The sequence below is a fragment of the Bacillus sp. Pc3 genome (assembly GCF_000815145.1).
Lineage (GTDB): Bacteria > Bacillota > Bacilli > Bacillales > Bacillaceae > Bacillus > Bacillus velezensis.
The window spans coordinates 1,396,752-1,412,712 of record NZ_CP010406.1; the positions used below are offsets into that span (position 1 = coordinate 1,396,752).

Annotated in this window: 15 protein-coding genes; 2 read left to right on the top strand and 13 right to left on the bottom strand. The window is 49.4% G+C overall.

What is annotated here, in order from left to right; all coding sequences use genetic code 11:
* Positions 1 to 31: 31 nt before the first annotated feature.
* On the bottom strand, positions 32 to 721 hold the full coding sequence (locus SB24_RS06360; RefSeq protein ID WP_015416977.1) for a heptaprenylglyceryl phosphate synthase: 690 nt from the start codon (positions 719 to 721) through the stop codon (positions 32 to 34).
* 195 nt (positions 722 to 916) lie between these two features.
* Between SB24_RS06360 and SB24_RS06370 the strand changes: the two genes are divergently transcribed.
* The gene (locus SB24_RS06370; protein WP_039252458.1) at positions 917 to 2,491 is read left to right on the top strand and encodes an FMN-binding glutamate synthase family protein; all 1,575 of its coding nucleotides are present in this window, start codon (positions 917 to 919) and stop codon (positions 2,489 to 2,491) included.
* A 35-nt stretch (positions 2,492 to 2,526) separates the two neighbouring features.
* Here SB24_RS06370 and SB24_RS06375 read toward each other — a convergent pair whose 3' ends face one another.
* The 3 genes from SB24_RS06375 to SB24_RS06385 are packed head-to-tail and all read right to left on the bottom strand — an operon-like array spanning position 2,527 to position 5,603.
* Positions 2,527 to 2,838, bottom strand: coding sequence for a YerC/YecD family TrpR-related protein (locus SB24_RS06375; RefSeq protein ID WP_003155745.1), 312 nt, complete (start codon positions 2,836 to 2,838; stop codon positions 2,527 to 2,529).
* A 2-nt stretch (positions 2,839 to 2,840) separates the two neighbouring features.
* Positions 2,841 to 3,836, bottom strand: coding sequence for a DUF3048 domain-containing protein (locus tag SB24_RS06380; protein WP_015416975.1), 996 nt, complete (start codon positions 3,834 to 3,836; stop codon positions 2,841 to 2,843).
* Positions 3,837 to 3,860: 24 nt separating this feature from the next.
* Entirely contained in the window at positions 3,861 to 5,603 is a 1,743-nt protein-coding gene (locus SB24_RS06385) for an adenine deaminase (RefSeq protein WP_039252461.1), read from the bottom strand.
* Between the two features lie 121 nt (positions 5,604 to 5,724).
* Here SB24_RS06385 and SB24_RS06390 point away from each other — a divergent pair, with 121 nt between their 5' ends.
* Positions 5,725 to 5,955 carry a YgaP family membrane protein gene (locus SB24_RS06390; protein ID WP_039252464.1) on the top strand — a complete coding sequence of 77 codons (231 nt, stop codon included), beginning with the start codon at positions 5,725 to 5,727 and terminating at the stop codon, positions 5,953 to 5,955.
* 169 nt (positions 5,956 to 6,124) lie between these two features.
* Here SB24_RS06390 and purD read toward each other — a convergent pair whose 3' ends face one another.
* The 9 genes from purD to purC form a co-directional block, all read right to left on the bottom strand.
* Entirely contained in the window at positions 6,125 to 7,393 is a 1,269-nt protein-coding gene (purD, locus tag SB24_RS06395; protein ID WP_039252466.1) for a phosphoribosylamine--glycine ligase, read from the bottom strand.
* Between the two features lie 15 nt (positions 7,394 to 7,408).
* Positions 7,409 to 8,947, bottom strand: coding sequence for a bifunctional phosphoribosylaminoimidazolecarboxamide formyltransferase/IMP cyclohydrolase (purH, locus tag SB24_RS06400; RefSeq protein WP_039252469.1), 1,539 nt, complete (start codon positions 8,945 to 8,947; stop codon positions 7,409 to 7,411).
* Positions 8,944 to 9,531: a phosphoribosylglycinamide formyltransferase gene (purN, locus tag SB24_RS06405; protein ID WP_012116999.1), complete on the bottom strand. Its 588-nt coding sequence runs from the start codon at positions 9,529 to 9,531 to the stop codon at positions 8,944 to 8,946. The genes purH and purN overlap by 4 nt, the downstream gene beginning before the upstream one ends.
* Positions 9,528 to 10,568 carry a phosphoribosylformylglycinamidine cyclo-ligase gene (gene purM / locus SB24_RS06410; protein ID WP_015239317.1) on the bottom strand — a complete coding sequence of 347 codons (1,041 nt, stop codon included), beginning with the start codon at positions 10,566 to 10,568 and terminating at the stop codon, positions 9,528 to 9,530. Before purM ends, purN begins: the two co-directional genes overlap by 4 nt.
* A gap of 91 nt (positions 10,569 to 10,659) precedes the next feature.
* On the bottom strand, positions 10,660 to 12,090 hold the full coding sequence (gene purF / locus SB24_RS06415; RefSeq protein ID WP_007609856.1) for an amidophosphoribosyltransferase: 1,431 nt from the start codon (positions 12,088 to 12,090) through the stop codon (positions 10,660 to 10,662).
* Entirely contained in the window at positions 12,066 to 14,294 is a 2,229-nt protein-coding gene (gene purL, locus SB24_RS06420) for a phosphoribosylformylglycinamidine synthase subunit PurL (protein WP_039252475.1), read from the bottom strand. The genes purF and purL overlap by 25 nt, the downstream gene beginning before the upstream one ends.
* On the bottom strand, positions 14,278 to 14,961 hold the full coding sequence (gene purQ / locus SB24_RS06425; protein WP_031378824.1) for a phosphoribosylformylglycinamidine synthase subunit PurQ: 684 nt from the start codon (positions 14,959 to 14,961) through the stop codon (positions 14,278 to 14,280). Before purQ ends, purL begins: the two co-directional genes overlap by 17 nt.
* The gene (gene purS / locus SB24_RS06430; RefSeq protein WP_003155758.1) at positions 14,958 to 15,212 is read right to left on the bottom strand and encodes a phosphoribosylformylglycinamidine synthase subunit PurS; all 255 of its coding nucleotides are present in this window, start codon (positions 15,210 to 15,212) and stop codon (positions 14,958 to 14,960) included. Before purS ends, purQ begins: the two co-directional genes overlap by 4 nt.
* Positions 15,212 to 15,931 (bottom strand): phosphoribosylaminoimidazolesuccinocarboxamide synthase, encoded by a 720-nt coding sequence (gene purC / locus SB24_RS06435; protein WP_031378823.1) that lies wholly within the window; start codon positions 15,929 to 15,931, stop codon positions 15,212 to 15,214. The genes purS and purC overlap by 1 nt, the downstream gene beginning before the upstream one ends.
* Positions 15,932 to 15,961 lie beyond the last annotated feature (30 nt).

The window sequence follows — 15,961 nt, forward strand, 5'->3', positions numbered from 1 at the left end:
GTTCTATCATAAATCAATTTCGTCCGCTTGGCTACTTTGTCTTTACAGCCGCCACCGTTTTAATCGCCTGATCAAAATCTTCATATACGGCATTTCCGACAACGATGACATCGGCATGACGGCCGAACCGTTCCGCCGTTTCCGCGTCTTTAATGCCGCCTCCGTAAAACAGGACGGACTTGTCCAGCACAGCCTTCGTTTTCTCCACCGTTTCTATGTCCGCCAGCATCCCGCTGTATTCCAGATAAAAAATCGGGAGATGAAGCAAATGCTCCGCGACCCGCGCATAGGCGAGAATATCTTCTGTTTCTATATGTGTATCCGCCTCCGTCAAAGCGGCCGCCTTACAATCAGGGTTGACGATGCAGTAGCCCTCCGTCACGATTTCCTCCATTGACATGAGCTCTCCGTATTCTTTCATCGCCTGATGATGCATGCCGACAATCCAGTCCGCCTTTTTGCTGTTGAGCACACTCGGAATGAAATAAAGATCAAACCCGGGCACAATGGAATCAATCGTCGACACCTCAAGTACGCACGGCACTAAAAACCGCCGCACCTTTGACATCAGTCTCAGCACATTGTCCTCGGTGATATTGTCGCTTCCTCCGATCACAATGGCGTCAGTCCCTGATTCACAAAGCCGTTCCAGTTGTTCATCCGGTAAATCTTTATTCGGATCGAGTTTAAAAACATGCTTCCACTCGTTAACATCGTACATGCGTTTTCGTTCCTCCATTCGTTTCTTGCCATTTAAACATTATAACAAATTCGTTTGGCCCGGAAAAACGGAAAAAGACGTCATTCACCTGATTCACAAAAAAAGATTGCGCTCCGCCGGACGGGAAACGGCTATGTTTGAAAACAGACAATATGTGGAATGTCAAAGAGAAAAAAGACAAGGAGTCTGATCTCAATGGAACAAGCCATTATCGTACTGATTTGTATATTGATTTTTATTATTTTAGTTCCCGCCGCATTGTTTCTCTGGATATACATAAGAGACGAAAAGCAGGAAGAACATTCAGTGCTGCGCAATTATCCCGTAGCGGGAAAACTGCGCTACATATTTGAAAAAATCGGACCTGAGCTGCGGCAGTATTTATTCAGCAATGATAATGAAGAACAGCCGTTTTCCCGGAGAGAATATGAACAGACGGTCATGTCGGGAAAGTATAAGAGCAGAATGATGGGCTTCGGCTCAGAACGGGATTTCAATCAGCCGGGCTATTATATCCGTAACGCCCTCTTCCCGAAACAAAGGGAGGAGCTGCGCGCAGATCAGACGCCGAAGATCGACACGATGGTATACAAGATTGACAAGGACAACCTGCTGAAACGCAGCGAACACCGCGAAAAGGCAAAAGCGGACCCTTATTACCTGCATCCGGACGATGTTCAAGTGATCGGCCGCGACACATGCAAGAAGCCGTTTTATGTGAAAGGGTTAATCGGACAATCAGCGATGAGCTACGGCTCACTTGGCGACCGAGCAATCACCGCCCTGTCAAAAGGGCTGCACCAGGCCGGCGGCACATGGATGAATACAGGCGAAGGCGGCCTGTCTGAGTATCACTTGAAAGGCGGCGCGGATATTATCTGCCAAATCGGCCCCGGGCTGTTCGGCGTGCGCACTGAAGATGGAGAATTTTCATGGGAAGAATTTAAGAAAAAAAGCCGCCTCGTGCAGATTAAAGCTTTTGAATTAAAGCTTGCGCAAGGGGCGAAAGCAAGAGGCGGGCATATTGACGGTTCAAAGGTGACCGAAGAAATTGCCGCCATCAGAAATGTGCAGCCCGGACAATCCATTGACAGCCCAAATCGCTTCAACGAGTTCTCAAATGTTCCGGACATGCTTGATTTCATTGAGAAATTAAGGACTGTCGGTGAAAAACCGGTCGGCATCAAAATTGTCCCAGGCAGCCGCAAAGACCTTGAAGACCTTATTTCCTGTATGAGTTCATCAGGCAAACTTCCCGACTTTATTACGATTGACGGCAGTGAAGGGGGAACGGGAGCTTCTTTCCATGAGCTGGCGGATTCCGTCGGCCTGCCGATTCTGACCGGCCTCCCCCTTGTTGACGGCCTTTTGAAGACATACGGGATAAGAAATAAGCTGAAAATTTTCGCATCCGGAAAGCTGCTCACTCCGGATAAGATTGCCGTTGCCCTCGCGTTAGGCGCGGATTTTGTCAATATTGCCCGGGGAATGATGTTTTCAGTCGGCTGTATCCGCGCTCAAGTATGCCACACCAATCATTGTCCTGTCGGAGTGGCGACAACCGATCCAAAACTTCAGCGCGCGCTCAGTATCGAGGATAAACAGCACCGCGTCTGCAACTACGTGCTCTCATTGCGTGAAGGGCTGTTTCACCTCGCCGCGGCGGCGGGCATCAGCTCACCGATTCATTTCTCAGCTGAACACATCGTATACCGGGAGGAAGACGGAAGCCTGAGGGAACTTCCCGGCCTTTTGAATCAGCACGCATAAAAAAAACCGCCTGCCGTCATCGGCAGAGCGGTTTTTTACGTAGCTGAGGAGGATTCTCCTTTGTTTACGCGGTCAAGCGCCATTTCATAGGCGTCGTTACCATAATTTAAGCAGCGCTTCACCCGGGAAATCGTCGCTGTGGAAGCACCCGTTTCGCTTTCAATTTTGTGATACGTATTCCCTTCGCGGAGCATTCTCGCCACTTCCAAACGCTGCGCCAGCGATTGGATTTCATTAATCGTACAAAGATCGTCAAAGAAACGATAGCATTCCTCCAGATCTTTCAGCGATAAAATAGATAAAAATAACTGGTCCAGTTCTTTTCCGCGTAATTTATCGATTTGCATCGTCAAACACCTTCTCCTTTACTAATGGAAGCTGCATCGAGATCAGGCACGATATTAATCCATGTCTTTCCTGGCACAAACGGAAGAATCTCACCGCCTTTTACGGGCAGAATACGGCCGTCTTTATATTCCCAGTCTGACTCCATAACATCGCCGTGCTGAAGCAGGAGGCCCTTCCCCCCTGACTGAATATCGATGGCCCGCCTTCCATCTTTGTCTGTCATGCGATGGCCGGCTTCAACAATAAAAATGTTGCGCATGGCTAAAGGCTTTCCGGTCTCCCGGTCTGTCGCTTTCACACCATCAGAGCTTCTTGTATAAGCATCAGCTTTTTTATCATAATCGTATTCGACAAGATTTGTAATGTTTTGTGTTCCATAATCTATCCGAATATTGTAGGTTTCATTTCCTGGTTTTGCATCTGATGTCTGAAATGGGAGCGGTTCTGTTTTTCCGTTCAGCTTGTATCCTTTTTGTTCCGCCGCCTTCCTGATATTGTCATACGACGTGTAGGAATTGTGGGGCGGCTTGCTGAAATCGGCTCTCCAAAACAGGCTTCCGTCAAAATCCAAACCGTTTATATAATCGTAAGCTCCGGACTCCAGCTGCTTTTTTGCGCCGGGACTCCAGCCATGATGGACAAATATGCTGTTAAACCCGCTGCTGAGCGTGACAAAATATTCCCTCGCGCTCCGCACAGGCCCGACCGTTTCCGGCATCTCACTTTGAAAAATCGCGAGAAACCGCGTAATCCGGCCCTCCGCGAGCGCTTCGATGACAACATCCGCCTTTGACAGCCCGGATTGGGGCCTCGCCTTCGGATGATTGTTCACTGCGACTGCAATCGGACGGCGTTCTGCAAGCTTCTGCTCAGTTTTCAGCCCCGTTAAAGGAGCTTCCGCTTCTTTCGGCTGCACCTGATCGGCATTGTTCTGCCGGCAGGCGGCAAGCAGCAAAAACGCAAAACAAAGCATACAAACGGTTTTCCATCTTTTCATATGTCGGCTCCCTGCTTTTATATTTTAACGCATTATCGATGGAAAGAGTACAGTTTTTTTCATCACGTCGAATATTCCTCTCGGCGTAATGCGGATATAAGGCAGGTGTGTGCTCTGCAAAAAGAGCAGCGTATAGATCGGATCGCAGAATCGGTAGCCCCTCTCCTCCAGCAGCGTCCTCAGTTTTTGCTCTTTCTCAAGCACTTCTTCATACTTCTCCGCAGATGCAGAACCGTTTAAGGCGAGGGGAATCTCATGAAGAATCTTCCCGTTTTCGGCAAGCACGATTCCGCCGCCGATTTCTTTCATCCGTGAGAAAGCGAGCAGGATATCTTCTTTATTTTTTCCGGCAGCGATAATATCTCCGGTTGTCGTGTAGGAACTGACAAAGCCCTGCACCCGATCGGCAAAACCTTTCAGCATTGTATTGACCCGCCATTTTCCATGCTTATCGAGAAGCGTGAGATAGCATTCATCATGATCAAAAGAAAGCTGGTCAACAGAATTATCAATCGCAATCATATACGGCTCCATAATGACCGCGTTGCGCATCGTCACACCCATCGGCATTGAAAACTGTAAATCATCCATCGTCATATCATATGAAAGCTCAAGAGGGACAAGACCGCCCTTTTTCCAATCCGTTTCTGTAAACGCATTCATATTTCGGCCGTCTTCCCTCAGCAGGATGCCTTTGGAGATCACCGTGACCGGGTCCGGATTCATCGGGTCATCGAGAATGTTCAATGAAGCAAGCCGTCCCGGACCGACCACACCGAGATAGTCGTCCATCTGATAATACTTCGCGATATTAAAGGAGGCCATATTGTAGGCATCGATCGCCGGAACTCCTTCCTCCAAAGCGATTTTGATTAATTCATTCGTCATGCCGCCTTTATAAAAATGCGGCGTCGCTCCATCCGTCGTGTAGAAGAAATGATCATAATGCCGGAAGCCTTTTTGATGGAGATCCTGCAAAATCGTTCTCAAATCAGGGCGGATGGATGAATGTCTGAGCGAAACATAGTAGCCCAATTCAAGCCGTCTCATCACCTCGTCGCCATTCATCGCCTCGTGGTCGGAATCAGCTCCGAACAGTTTCATCTTCGTCAATGTTTTTTCAGAGGCTCCGGGAAAATGCCCTTCTATCCGCTTGCGCAGTTTTTTTGTCGCCTGCATGCAATGAAGCATCAGGTCATCGCCGTCCATGAGGCGCGGCCATCCGGTCAATTCTCCGCCTTGAATGACATCCGGGTGCTCAATCCATTGCTTTCGGACATCAAAAGAAAGAAGCTGATCCTCATTCAGCACTTCAGTCTGCAGATCATATCTGGACCACCAGAAATATTGCACCGGCTGTTTTTTCAGTTCCTCCAATATAGTAAGCGCTTTCTTTTTACCGCTGTGCAAAAGAAAAAACAAGTTATCATTAACAAACGTCGTTGTTCCGAATTGAGACACATATTCGGCGAGCGTTTGGGGATTATATATTTGAAAAGGATGTGTATGCGGTTCAATGTAACCTGGCACAATGTATTTTCCTTCACAATTTATGGTATGAATGTGCTCTGCTGCATCAGGAAGCTCATGACCAACATATACAATTCGATCTCCGTAAATCCAGACATTCTTTTTCAGCCATTGTTTTAAAAAAGGATTTAATACGAGAGCATCCCGTAAAAGTAGCGTTGGAAGCAGCTTTGAGTCTACAACATCCGCCTGTGATCTGATGTCTTTATTTTTCCAGTTAAAGGTACGTTCGGACATTCACATACTCTCCTTCGCTTATATTAGACCCATCGTATCACATCCGCACAATTATCGCACGGCTAAAACGTTACAAATTATTGAAGATGAATGAAAAACTTTTTCTAAGGGAGCTGAAATGATGAAACCGAATATCAGTTTATTAAATGCCGTTATGCGCATCACTTGCGGCCTCACCATTTTGTCTGCTGCTTCAGCGAAATACACGAGAAAACCTTGGTGCAAGATGCATCTCTTCTGTATGATGATGGGCGCGATGAAAGCGGCATCCGGCATCCTCCGCTTCTGTCCGGTGACATATATGTTCCAAACCGGAATGAATCAGGATGACAGCCGTCAGCAAGAAAAATAACAAGCCGTTTCGGCTTGTTATTTAATTTCTCCTGTCCCGCGAGTCTGAGAAGAATCCGTCTATACGCCGGAGGACTTCATCGATGACTGCGTGTCACACGGCAAGCCGACAGTCTAGGTCGTCTTTTCAGAAGAAAACCCGCATCTTATATGACGCGGGGGTTTCCTCTTCATCGCTGCGATGCTTTCAGCGCACGGGCGCCGATGTCGCTTCTGTAAAACAGTCCGGGTTTTGTCAGCCCTGAAACGGCGCTGTACACTTTATCTCTCGCCGCTTCAAATGTATCAGCAAATGCCGTGACATTGGCGACCCGGCCGCCGTTTGTAACAAATTGTCCGCCGTCTTTTTTCGTTCCGGCATGAAAAACGGCGATCCCGTCTTCAGCGGACGTCAAACTGCCGATCGGAGTGCCTTTCGCATAGCCTTCCGGATAGCCTTCAGAAGCCAGCACAACGCTGACAGCGGCCGTATCCTTCCACCTTAGGTCAACATCCTTCTCATGCAGAAGATCTAAGAGCACCTGAATGAGGTCAGATTCCATTCTCGGCACGACAACCTGTGTTTCCGGATCTCCGAAGCGCGCGTTGAATTCAATGACTTTTGATCCGTTTTCCGTTAGAATCAGCCCCGCGTACAGCACGCCCGTGAAGGAGCGCCCCTCTTTGACCATTGCTTTTGCCGCCGGCTTCACAATCGTTTCGACTGCGCTTCTGACGATATCATCGGAAATGTGCGGCACTGGTGAGTAGGCTCCCATTCCGCCCGTATTCGGCCCTTTGTCTCCATCGAAGGCGCGTTTATGATCTTGAGCGATGACCATCGGATAGACGGTCTCCCCTTTTACAAACGCCATTAAAGAAAATTCTTCGCCGGCGAGAAACTCTTCAATGACAACAGATGCGCTCGCCTCCCCGAATTTCTCATCCTCAAGAAAATCGTGCAGGCATTCAATCGCTTCTTCTTCCGTCATCGCGACCGTGACACCTTTTCCGGCGGCAAGCCCGTCCGCTTTAATGACAATCGGCGCGCCTTTTTGCTGCACATATGCTTTCCCCTCTTCAAATGAAGTAAACGTCTCATACTCCGCCGTCGGAATGCAGTATTTTTTCATTAAATCCTTGGCAAACTGTTTGCTCCCTTCAATGATAGCCGCTTTTTCAGACGGTCCGAAAACAAGCAGTCCGGCTTTTTTAAACTCGTCGGCTATCCCTTCAATCAGAGGAACTTCGGGACCGATAATCGTCAGGCCGACATGATGTTCTTTCGCAAACGCAATGAGTGCGGCATGATCGCTTTCTTCAATGTTGACCAGCGTCGCGCAGTCTGCCATACCGTCATTTCCGGGCGCGGCGTACACCGTGTCAACAAGCGGGCTTTGCGCCGCTTTCCAAGCCAATGTATGCTCTCTGCCGCCTTTTCCGATAATCAATACATTCACGCTTCGTTCCCCCTCTTAATGTTTGAAATGTCTGATGCCGGTGAATACCATGGCGATGCCGTATTCATCCGCTTTTTTAATCGAATCTTCATCGCGGACCGATCCGCCGGGCTGGATAATCGCCGTGACACCGGCTTTTGCGGCTTCTTCGACTGTATCCGGCATCGGGAAAAACGCGTCTGATCCGAGCGCGCTGCCTTTTGCTTTTTCTCCGGCCTGCTCAATGGCGATTTTAGCTGAACCGACGCGATTCATCTGCCCTGCGCCCACACCGACCGTCATATGGTCTTTTGCAAGAACGATCGCGTTGGATTTCACATGTTTGACGACTTTCCAAGCCAGCTTCAAATCTTCCCATTCCTGCTCGCTCGGCTCTCTTTTTGTCGGGATGCTGATGTCGGCGTCATCAAATCCATGGACGTCTAAATCTTGAATCAAAAGGCCGCCCTGTACGGATGTCAGCTGTTTTTCTTTCTTCCCTGATGCGGACACGTCAAGCGTGAGCAGACGAAGGTTTTTCTTCGCCGTCAGTACGTTCAGCGCTTCTTCACTGAAAGAAGGGGCGATAATGATTTCTAAAAAGATGCCGTGAAGGGCTTCAGCCGTTGCCTGATCAACTTCACGGTTCAGCGCGATGATGCCGCCGAAAATGGAGGTTTTATCAGCTTCATACGCTTTATTGAATGCTTCCTCAATTGAAGCTCCCGTACCGACTCCGCACGGGTTCATATGTTTAACGGCAACAGCTGCGGGTTCTGTAAATTCCCGGACGATTTGAACGGCCGCATCTGCGTCCTTAATATTGTTGTAAGAAAGCTCTTTGCCGTGAAGCTGTTTTGCCGCCGCGATGGAACCGGAGACGGGAAGTGCGCTTTGATAGAAAACAGCCTCTTGGTGAGGGTTTTCACCATAGCGGAGCGATTGTTTTTTCTCAAATGTAACGGTGAATTGCTCAGGGTCTTTCTCACCGGCCTCGCGTGTTAAGTAATCAGCGATTAATGCGTCGTATGCCGCGGTATGGCGGAATACTTTGGCCGCAAGCTCGCGTTTTCTTTTAAGCGAAACGCCGCCGTGTTCTTTCATCTCATTGAGCACGGAGCTGTAATCGGCCGGATCTGTGATGACCGTCACATCCTGATGGTTTTTCGATGCGGCGCGCAGCATGCCGGGACCGCCGATATCAATGTTTTCTATCGCTTCATCGTATGTTACGTCTTCTTTCGAAATCGTTTCTTTAAACGGGTAAAGGTTGACGACCACAAGGTCAATGGGGGCAATGCCATGCTCATTGATCTGCGCCATATGCTCTTCATTGTCTCTTACGGCAAGCAGTCCGCCGTGAATATTAGGATGGAGCGTTTTTAACCGTCCGTCCATAATTTCAGGAAATCCGGTCACTTCTGAAATGCCGATGACATCCACACCGTTTTCCTGAAGAAGTTTTTTTGTTCCTCCGGTCGAAATGACTTCGACGCCGAGCTCTGTCAGTTCCTTTACGAAAGGTACGAGATTTGTTTTATCAGAAACACTGATTAGTGCGCGTTTGATTGTCATGCCTTTTCACCTCTGTTATTTAGTCCCAGCAGCTGTTTCACAACGCTCGGATACCATTTGTGCTCAAGCTCGTGTATTGTATGCTCTATGTTTTCAAGCGTATCGTTTTCCTGTATTTCGAATGCTTTTTGCGCGATAATCGGTCCGGTGTCCATGCCTTCGTCGACGTAATGAACGGTAATGCCCGCCACTTTCACACCGGCCCGATACGCCTGTCCGACAGCGTCAATCCCGGGGAATGCCGGAAGAAGCGAGGGATGTATATTAATAATGCGGCCCCCGTATGCTTCAAGCAGCGTATCTCCAATCAGTCTCATATAGCCGGCGAGAACGATTAATTCCGCCCCGTGCAGGCGCAGCTGTTCAATAACGGCCCGTTCAAAGGCCGCTTTGTTTTCAAAAGATGACGGTTCAAAGGCGAATGACGGAATGTGTAAAGCCTCCGCCCTTTCCACCGCCTTTGCCTGAGGCTTATCCGTCACGAGAAGCGAGAGCTCCGCATCCCACTTCTCTTCTCTCATGCGTTTGGCAATGGCCTCGAAGTTCGATCCGTTTCCTGAAGCAAATACCGCAAACTTTTTCATGAAAGAGCCGCACCGCCGAAAGAAATGCCTTCGCCCCGCTTGACCCGGCCGATCAAATAAGCCTTCTCGCCCTGAGCTTCAAGCGTGTCGATAACGTCTGTCAAGTCCTCTTCTTTAACAGCAAGGACAAAACCGATGCCCATATTAAAGACATTGAACATTTCTTCTTCTTTCAGCTTGCCGTGCTCCTGCAGAAACGGAAAAATCGGCGGGATCGGCCATGATCCGTGATCAATTTCCGCGCTCAATCCGTCCGGCAGCATCCGCGGGATGTTCTCGATGAATCCTCCGCCTGTCACATGCGCCATGCCGTCCACCTTACCGCTTTTCACCGCCTTGAGCACCGGCTTCACATATATTCTCGTCGGTTCCAGCAATTCTTCTCCGAGAGGACGCGCAAACGGTTCATAGACAGTATCCAAATCAAGTCCGCCGTCATCAAGAAGCACTTTTCTCACTAGGGAAAACCCGTTGCTGTGAAGGCCGCTTGAAGTAAGTCCGATTAAGAGATGCCCCTCTTCGATATGTTCACCGGTGACGATTTCGTCTTTTTCCGCGACGCCGACTGAAAAGCCCGCAATATCGTATTCATCAGCCGTATACAGCCCCGGCATTTCCGCCGTCTCACCGCCGATAAGCGCTGATCCTGACTGCTCGCATCCGTCCGCCACGCCCTGAACGATCTGCTCAATTTTTACCGGATCGGCCTTGCCGACCGCTAAATAATCAAGGAAAAACAGCGGCTCCGCTCCTTGGGCAAGCACATCGTTTACACACATCGCGACCGCATCGACGCCGATCGTGTCATGCTTATCCATTGAAAATGCGAGTTTCAGCTTGGTGCCGACACCGTCTGTTCCGGAAATTAAAACAGGCTTTTGATACGGAAGCTCTGACAGATCAAACATTCCGCCAAAACCGCCCAGGCTTCCCATAACGCCGAGCCTTTTCGTGCGCTCCACGTGTTTTTTCATTCGTTTGACGGCTTCATATCCGGCTTCGATGTCAACTCCGGCATTTTTATAAGCATCAGACATCCCTATCACTCCTTGTCAATTCGTTTCTCCTTAAAAGGCAGAAAGAGAAAGGCAGCCTGAATTCCCGCTGCCTTTATGTCATTTTCACATTTTATTTTGTCAGCACCGCTTCTTTTACGTGAGGAAGCACTGTATCCTGATAAATTTCCGTCGGATATTTGCCCGTAAAACAAGCGAGGCATTGTCCGCAATTGGTGTCTTCAAATTTTCGGCCGACTCCTTTTAACAATCCGTCTACACTTAAGAAAGAAAGCGTGTCAGCACCGATGATCTGGCGGATTTCTTCCACGGAATGAGAAGAAGCGATCAGCTCCTCATGGGTTGATGTGTCGATGCCGTAGAAGCACGGATGAGCGATCGGCGGTGAACTGATCTTGACGTGCACCTCTGTCGCCCCCGCTTCTCTGAGCATTGTGACAATCCGGCGGCTTGTCGTCCCGCGCACGATGGAATCATCAACCATGACAACCCGTTTTCCTTCAACAACACCGCGGACGGCGGACAGCTTCATTCTGACGCCTTGCTCACGGAGAGCCTGCGACGGCTGGATAAACGTTCTGCCGACATAACGGTTTTTAATGAGACCGAGTTCGTACGGGATGCCCGTTGCCTCGGCATAGCCGATGGCCGCGGAAATACTGGAATCAGGCACGCCTGTGACGACATCCGCTTCAACCGCGGACTCCTGGGCAAGCATTTTCCCGAGGTTTTTCCGGGCGCTGTGCACGTTAATGCCGTCGATATTGCTGTCAGGTCTTGAGAAATAAATGTACTCCATGCTGCAGATGGAACGGTTGATATTCATGGAGAAACGCTCTGATTTCATGCCTTCATCATTGATGATCAGCATTTCGCCCGGCTCTACCTCGCGAAGGTAAGTCGCGCCGACCACATCGAATGCGCACGTTTCTGATGCGACGACGTAAGCATCGCCCATCATGCCGATTGACAGCGGTCTGAGTCCGTTCGGGTCAAGCGCTACGATCATTTCTGTTTCAGTCATGATTAAAAAGGCATAAGCGCCTTTCAGCATAGATAGCGAATTTTTGATTTGATCCTTCAGCGAAAAGTGTCCGCTGCGTTTAATCAGATGAGCCAGCACTTCCGTATCGGAGGAAGTCTGAAAGATGCTCCCTTGGTTTTCAAGCTGCTGCTTCAACTGTGTGGCGTTGACCAAGTTGCCGTTATGGGCGAGCGCGAGGCTGCCGTTGTTTTGCGAACGGAACAGGAGCGGCTGGACATTTTCATATCCGCCTCCGCCAGCCGTCGCATAACGGACGTGCCCGATCGCGCCTTTTCCCTTCACTTTGCTCAGTTCGCCGTTTTGAAAAACCTCGGTAATAAGCCCCTGTCCTTTATGCGCCGTCAGTTTTTCACCGTCAGTCGCGACAATTCCCGCGCCTTCCTGTCCTCTGTGCTGGAGGCTGTGCAGGCCGTAATATGTGATCTGCGGAGCTTCTTCATGTCCCCAGATGCCAAACACACCGCATTCTTCATTCAGGCCTTTGATTTCAGCAAGCATGGAATAGCTCCTTTCCACGCGCGCTCAAGTTCTTTCGTTTGCGCGTGAACCAATTGTTGTCCGTCCTGGTTTTGAATCGCCAGAAGTCCGTCAGCCGTTACCTCGCCGATATGAACCGCATCGGCCACAGCCGCTTCAAACGCCTCATGGTGTTCTTTTTTCACTGAAACGACGAAGCGGGATTGAGATTCAGAGAATAATAATGCCGCTTCCCCTTCTACAGTCACGTTGGCGCCAAGGTTTTCCGTCGTCATGACGCTTTCTGCAATCGCTACGCCTAAGCCGCCTTCAGACACATCATGCGCTGATTGAACGAAGCCTTTTTTAATCGCGTCAAGCAATGCTTTTTGGCGTGACAGCTCTATATCAAGATCGATTTGCGGCGCTTTGCCGTAAATGCGGCCTTCTGTCATTTTTTGCAGTTCGCTTCCGGCAAACTCAGGTTTTGTTTCGCCGATCACGTATACAAGATCCCCCGCTTGTTTGAAATGCTGTGTCGTAATATGAGCGGTATCTTCAATTAAGCCGACCATGCCGATAACAGGCGTCGGGTAGATCGCCGTTCCGTTCGATTCATTATAAAGTGATACGTTTCCGCCGATGACGGGTGTGCTGAGAACATTGCACGCCTCGCTGATGCCGTCGGCCGCTTTTTCGATCTGCCAGAAAATTTCAGGTTTTTCCGGGTTTCCGAAATTCAGATTATCCGTGACCGCAAGCGGTTCGGCGCCTGAGCATACGATGTTGCGCGCCGCTTCGGCAACGGCGATTTTCCCGCCTTCTTCTGGATCAAGATATAAATAACGGGCGTTGCAATCCGTCGTCATCGCCAGCGCTTTTTTCGTGCCGCGGATTCTGAGCACTCCCGCGTCAGAGCCCGGAGCGACCACCGTATTTGTGCGCACCATGTAGTCATATTGATCGTACACCCACTCTTTGCTGGCAATTGTCGGCTGCTGCAGCAGGGCAAAAAGCGTCTCTGTCGCATCTTTTACTTCAGGCGCGGGAACTTCCGTTTCCTGAAACTCGCGGTAGTACGCGGGTTCTGCTGACGGCTTGTGGTATACAGGCGCTTCTTCCGCCAGCGCGTCGACCGGAAGCTCGCAAACAACCTCTCCGTTATGGCGGAGGCGGAGCATTTTATCATCCGTAACATGACCTACGGAAACCGCTTCAAGATCATATTTATCAAAAATATCGACAATTTCCTGTTCACGTCCGCGTTCAATGACGAGAAGCATGCGTTCCTGAGACTCGGAAAGCATCATTTCGTAAGCGGTCATACCTGTTTCCCGCTGCGGAATGAGATCAAGGTTCATTTCAATGCCTGAGCCGGCTTTGCTTGCCATTTCAGCACTCGAACTTGTCAGACCGGCCGCCCCCATATCCTGAATGCCGACTAAGGCGTCGCATTGGATGACTTCTAGGCATGCTTCCAGGAGAAGTTTTTCCATGAAAGGATCGCCGACCTGCACCGCGGAACGTTTTTCTTCAGATGAATCTGACATTTCTTCCGATGCGAAAGTAGCGCCGTGTATGCCGTCGCGGCCCGTTTTAGCGCCGACGTACATGACCGTGTTGCCGACACCTTTCGCCTGGCCTTTTTTAATATCTTTATGATCAATTAAGCCGACGCACATTGCATTGACAAGCGGATTGCCCTCATAGCTTGCGTCAAACTGCACTTCTCCGCCGACCGTCGGAATTCCGATACAGTTTCCGTATCCCGCGATTCCCGCCACTACTTCTTCAAACAAGTACTTCACACGAGGTGAAGTGAGCTCACCAAATCGAAGAGAGTTTAATACAGCTATCGGACGGGCGCCCATTGAGAAAACGTCACGGATGATGCCGCCCACTCCCGTCGCAGCACCTTGGTATGGCTCAATCGCTGACGGATGGTTATGAGATTCAATTTTGAACACGACCGCCTGATTGTCACCGATGTCAACGATTCCCGCGCCTTCTCCGGGACCCTGCAGCACGCGTTCGCCGCTAGTCGGGAATTTGCGTAAAACCGGTTTTGAGTTTTTATAGCTGCAGTGCTCTGACCACATGACGGAAAAAATCCCGATTTCCGTGTAGTTCGGCAATCTTCCGATAATAGATTCAATGAGTGCGAACTCGTCATCACTGACACCCATTTGCTGATAGAGTTTCTCTTCTTTTATTTGTTCTTTACTTGGTTCAAGCAGTAGCGACATGAGTTTCCCTCCAATTTTTCACGATAGACCGGAACAATGTAAGACCGTCTGCGCTGCCGAGCAGTTCATCGACTGCGCGCTCAGGGTGAGGCATCATGCCTAATACGTTGCCTTTCTCATTCACGACGCCGGCAATGCCGCTGACGCTTCCGTTAATATCGCCGCCGTATGTGAAGGCGATTTGATTGTTTTCTTTTAATCTTTCAAGCGTTTCGTCATCACAGTAGAAATTGCCTTCGCCGTGGGCAACCGGAATCGTAATCGATTGTCCTTTTTCATAGGAAGATGTGAATAACGTGCCGCCGTTCTGCACGGTTAATTCAACCGGTCGGCAGATGAACTTTAAATCTTTGTTGCGTCTCATCGCGCCGGGCAGAAGTCCGAGCTCCTGCAGAATCTGGAATCCGTTGCAGACGCCGAGAACCGGTTTTCCTTCGGCAGCCGCTTTTTTCACAGCCGGCATGATGTTTGCGAATCTGGCGATGGCGCCGCATCTCAAGTAGTCGCCGTATGAAAACCCGCCGGGGATGAGCACGCCGTCAAATCCGTCAAGGCTTGTTTCCTCGTGCCAGACATACTCGACTTCTTCGCCGAGTTCGTCTTTTACGGCGTGGAACATATCAATATCACAGTTGGAGCCGGGTAACACAATCACCGCAAATTTCACTGTGCGACAACCTCCTCAACTTCATATCGGTAGTCTTCAATGACTGTATTGGCAAGAAGCTTTTCACACATTTCTTTCACGAGCGCGTCAAGATCGCGGTCAGATTTTTCAATCGTCAGCTCCATGTATTTTCCGATGCGCACATCCTGCACTTCATTGTAGGTCATGCTGTGCAATGCATGCTGCACCGCGCTTCCTTGAGGATCGAGCACACTTTCTTTTAAGCTGACATAAACTTTCACTTTATACATTATGAAATGCCTCCCAGTCTTTTGAAAATCTCTTCATATGCGTCGGTTAAGCTTCCCAGGTTCCGTCTGAACAAATCTTTATCGAGCTTTTCGTTTGTGTCTTTGTCCCACAGACGGCACGTGTCAGGAGAAATTTCATCCGCTAAAAGCACCCGTCCCTCTGCGTCTAAGCCGAATTCCAGCTTAAAATCTATTAATCTGACGCCGCAGTCTTCAAAAATATGCTGCAGCTCTTGATTCACCTGTTTTGTAATCGATTTGATCGTTTCCACCTGCTCAGGAGCCGCCGCTTTTAAAAGCCAGATATGATCTTCTGTGATGAGCGGATCGCCGAGTGCGTCATCTTTATAGTAAAATTCGATAATCGGCTGCGGAAGCTCAGTTCCTTCCGGGATGCCGAGACGTTTCGACATACTTCCGGCGGCAATGTTTCTGACCACGACTTCAAGGGGAATGATGGTCACTTTTTTGATAAGCTGTTCTGATTCTGAAACACGCTCCACAAAGTGGTTGTCAATTCCTTTGGCGTGCAGATGTTTGAAAATCAGGCTTGAAATTTCATTGTTCAGACGGCCCTTTCCGCTGATCTTCGCTTTTTTCTCACCGTTAAAGGCTGTTGCGGAATCCTTGTAGACCACGCGGAGAATCTGTTCGTCTTCAGTTTGATAAATTCGTTTCGCTTTTCCTTCATAAAGAAGATTATTGTTCACAATATTCACGGAAGGCCTCCTAACCCGAATGTTGGGAAT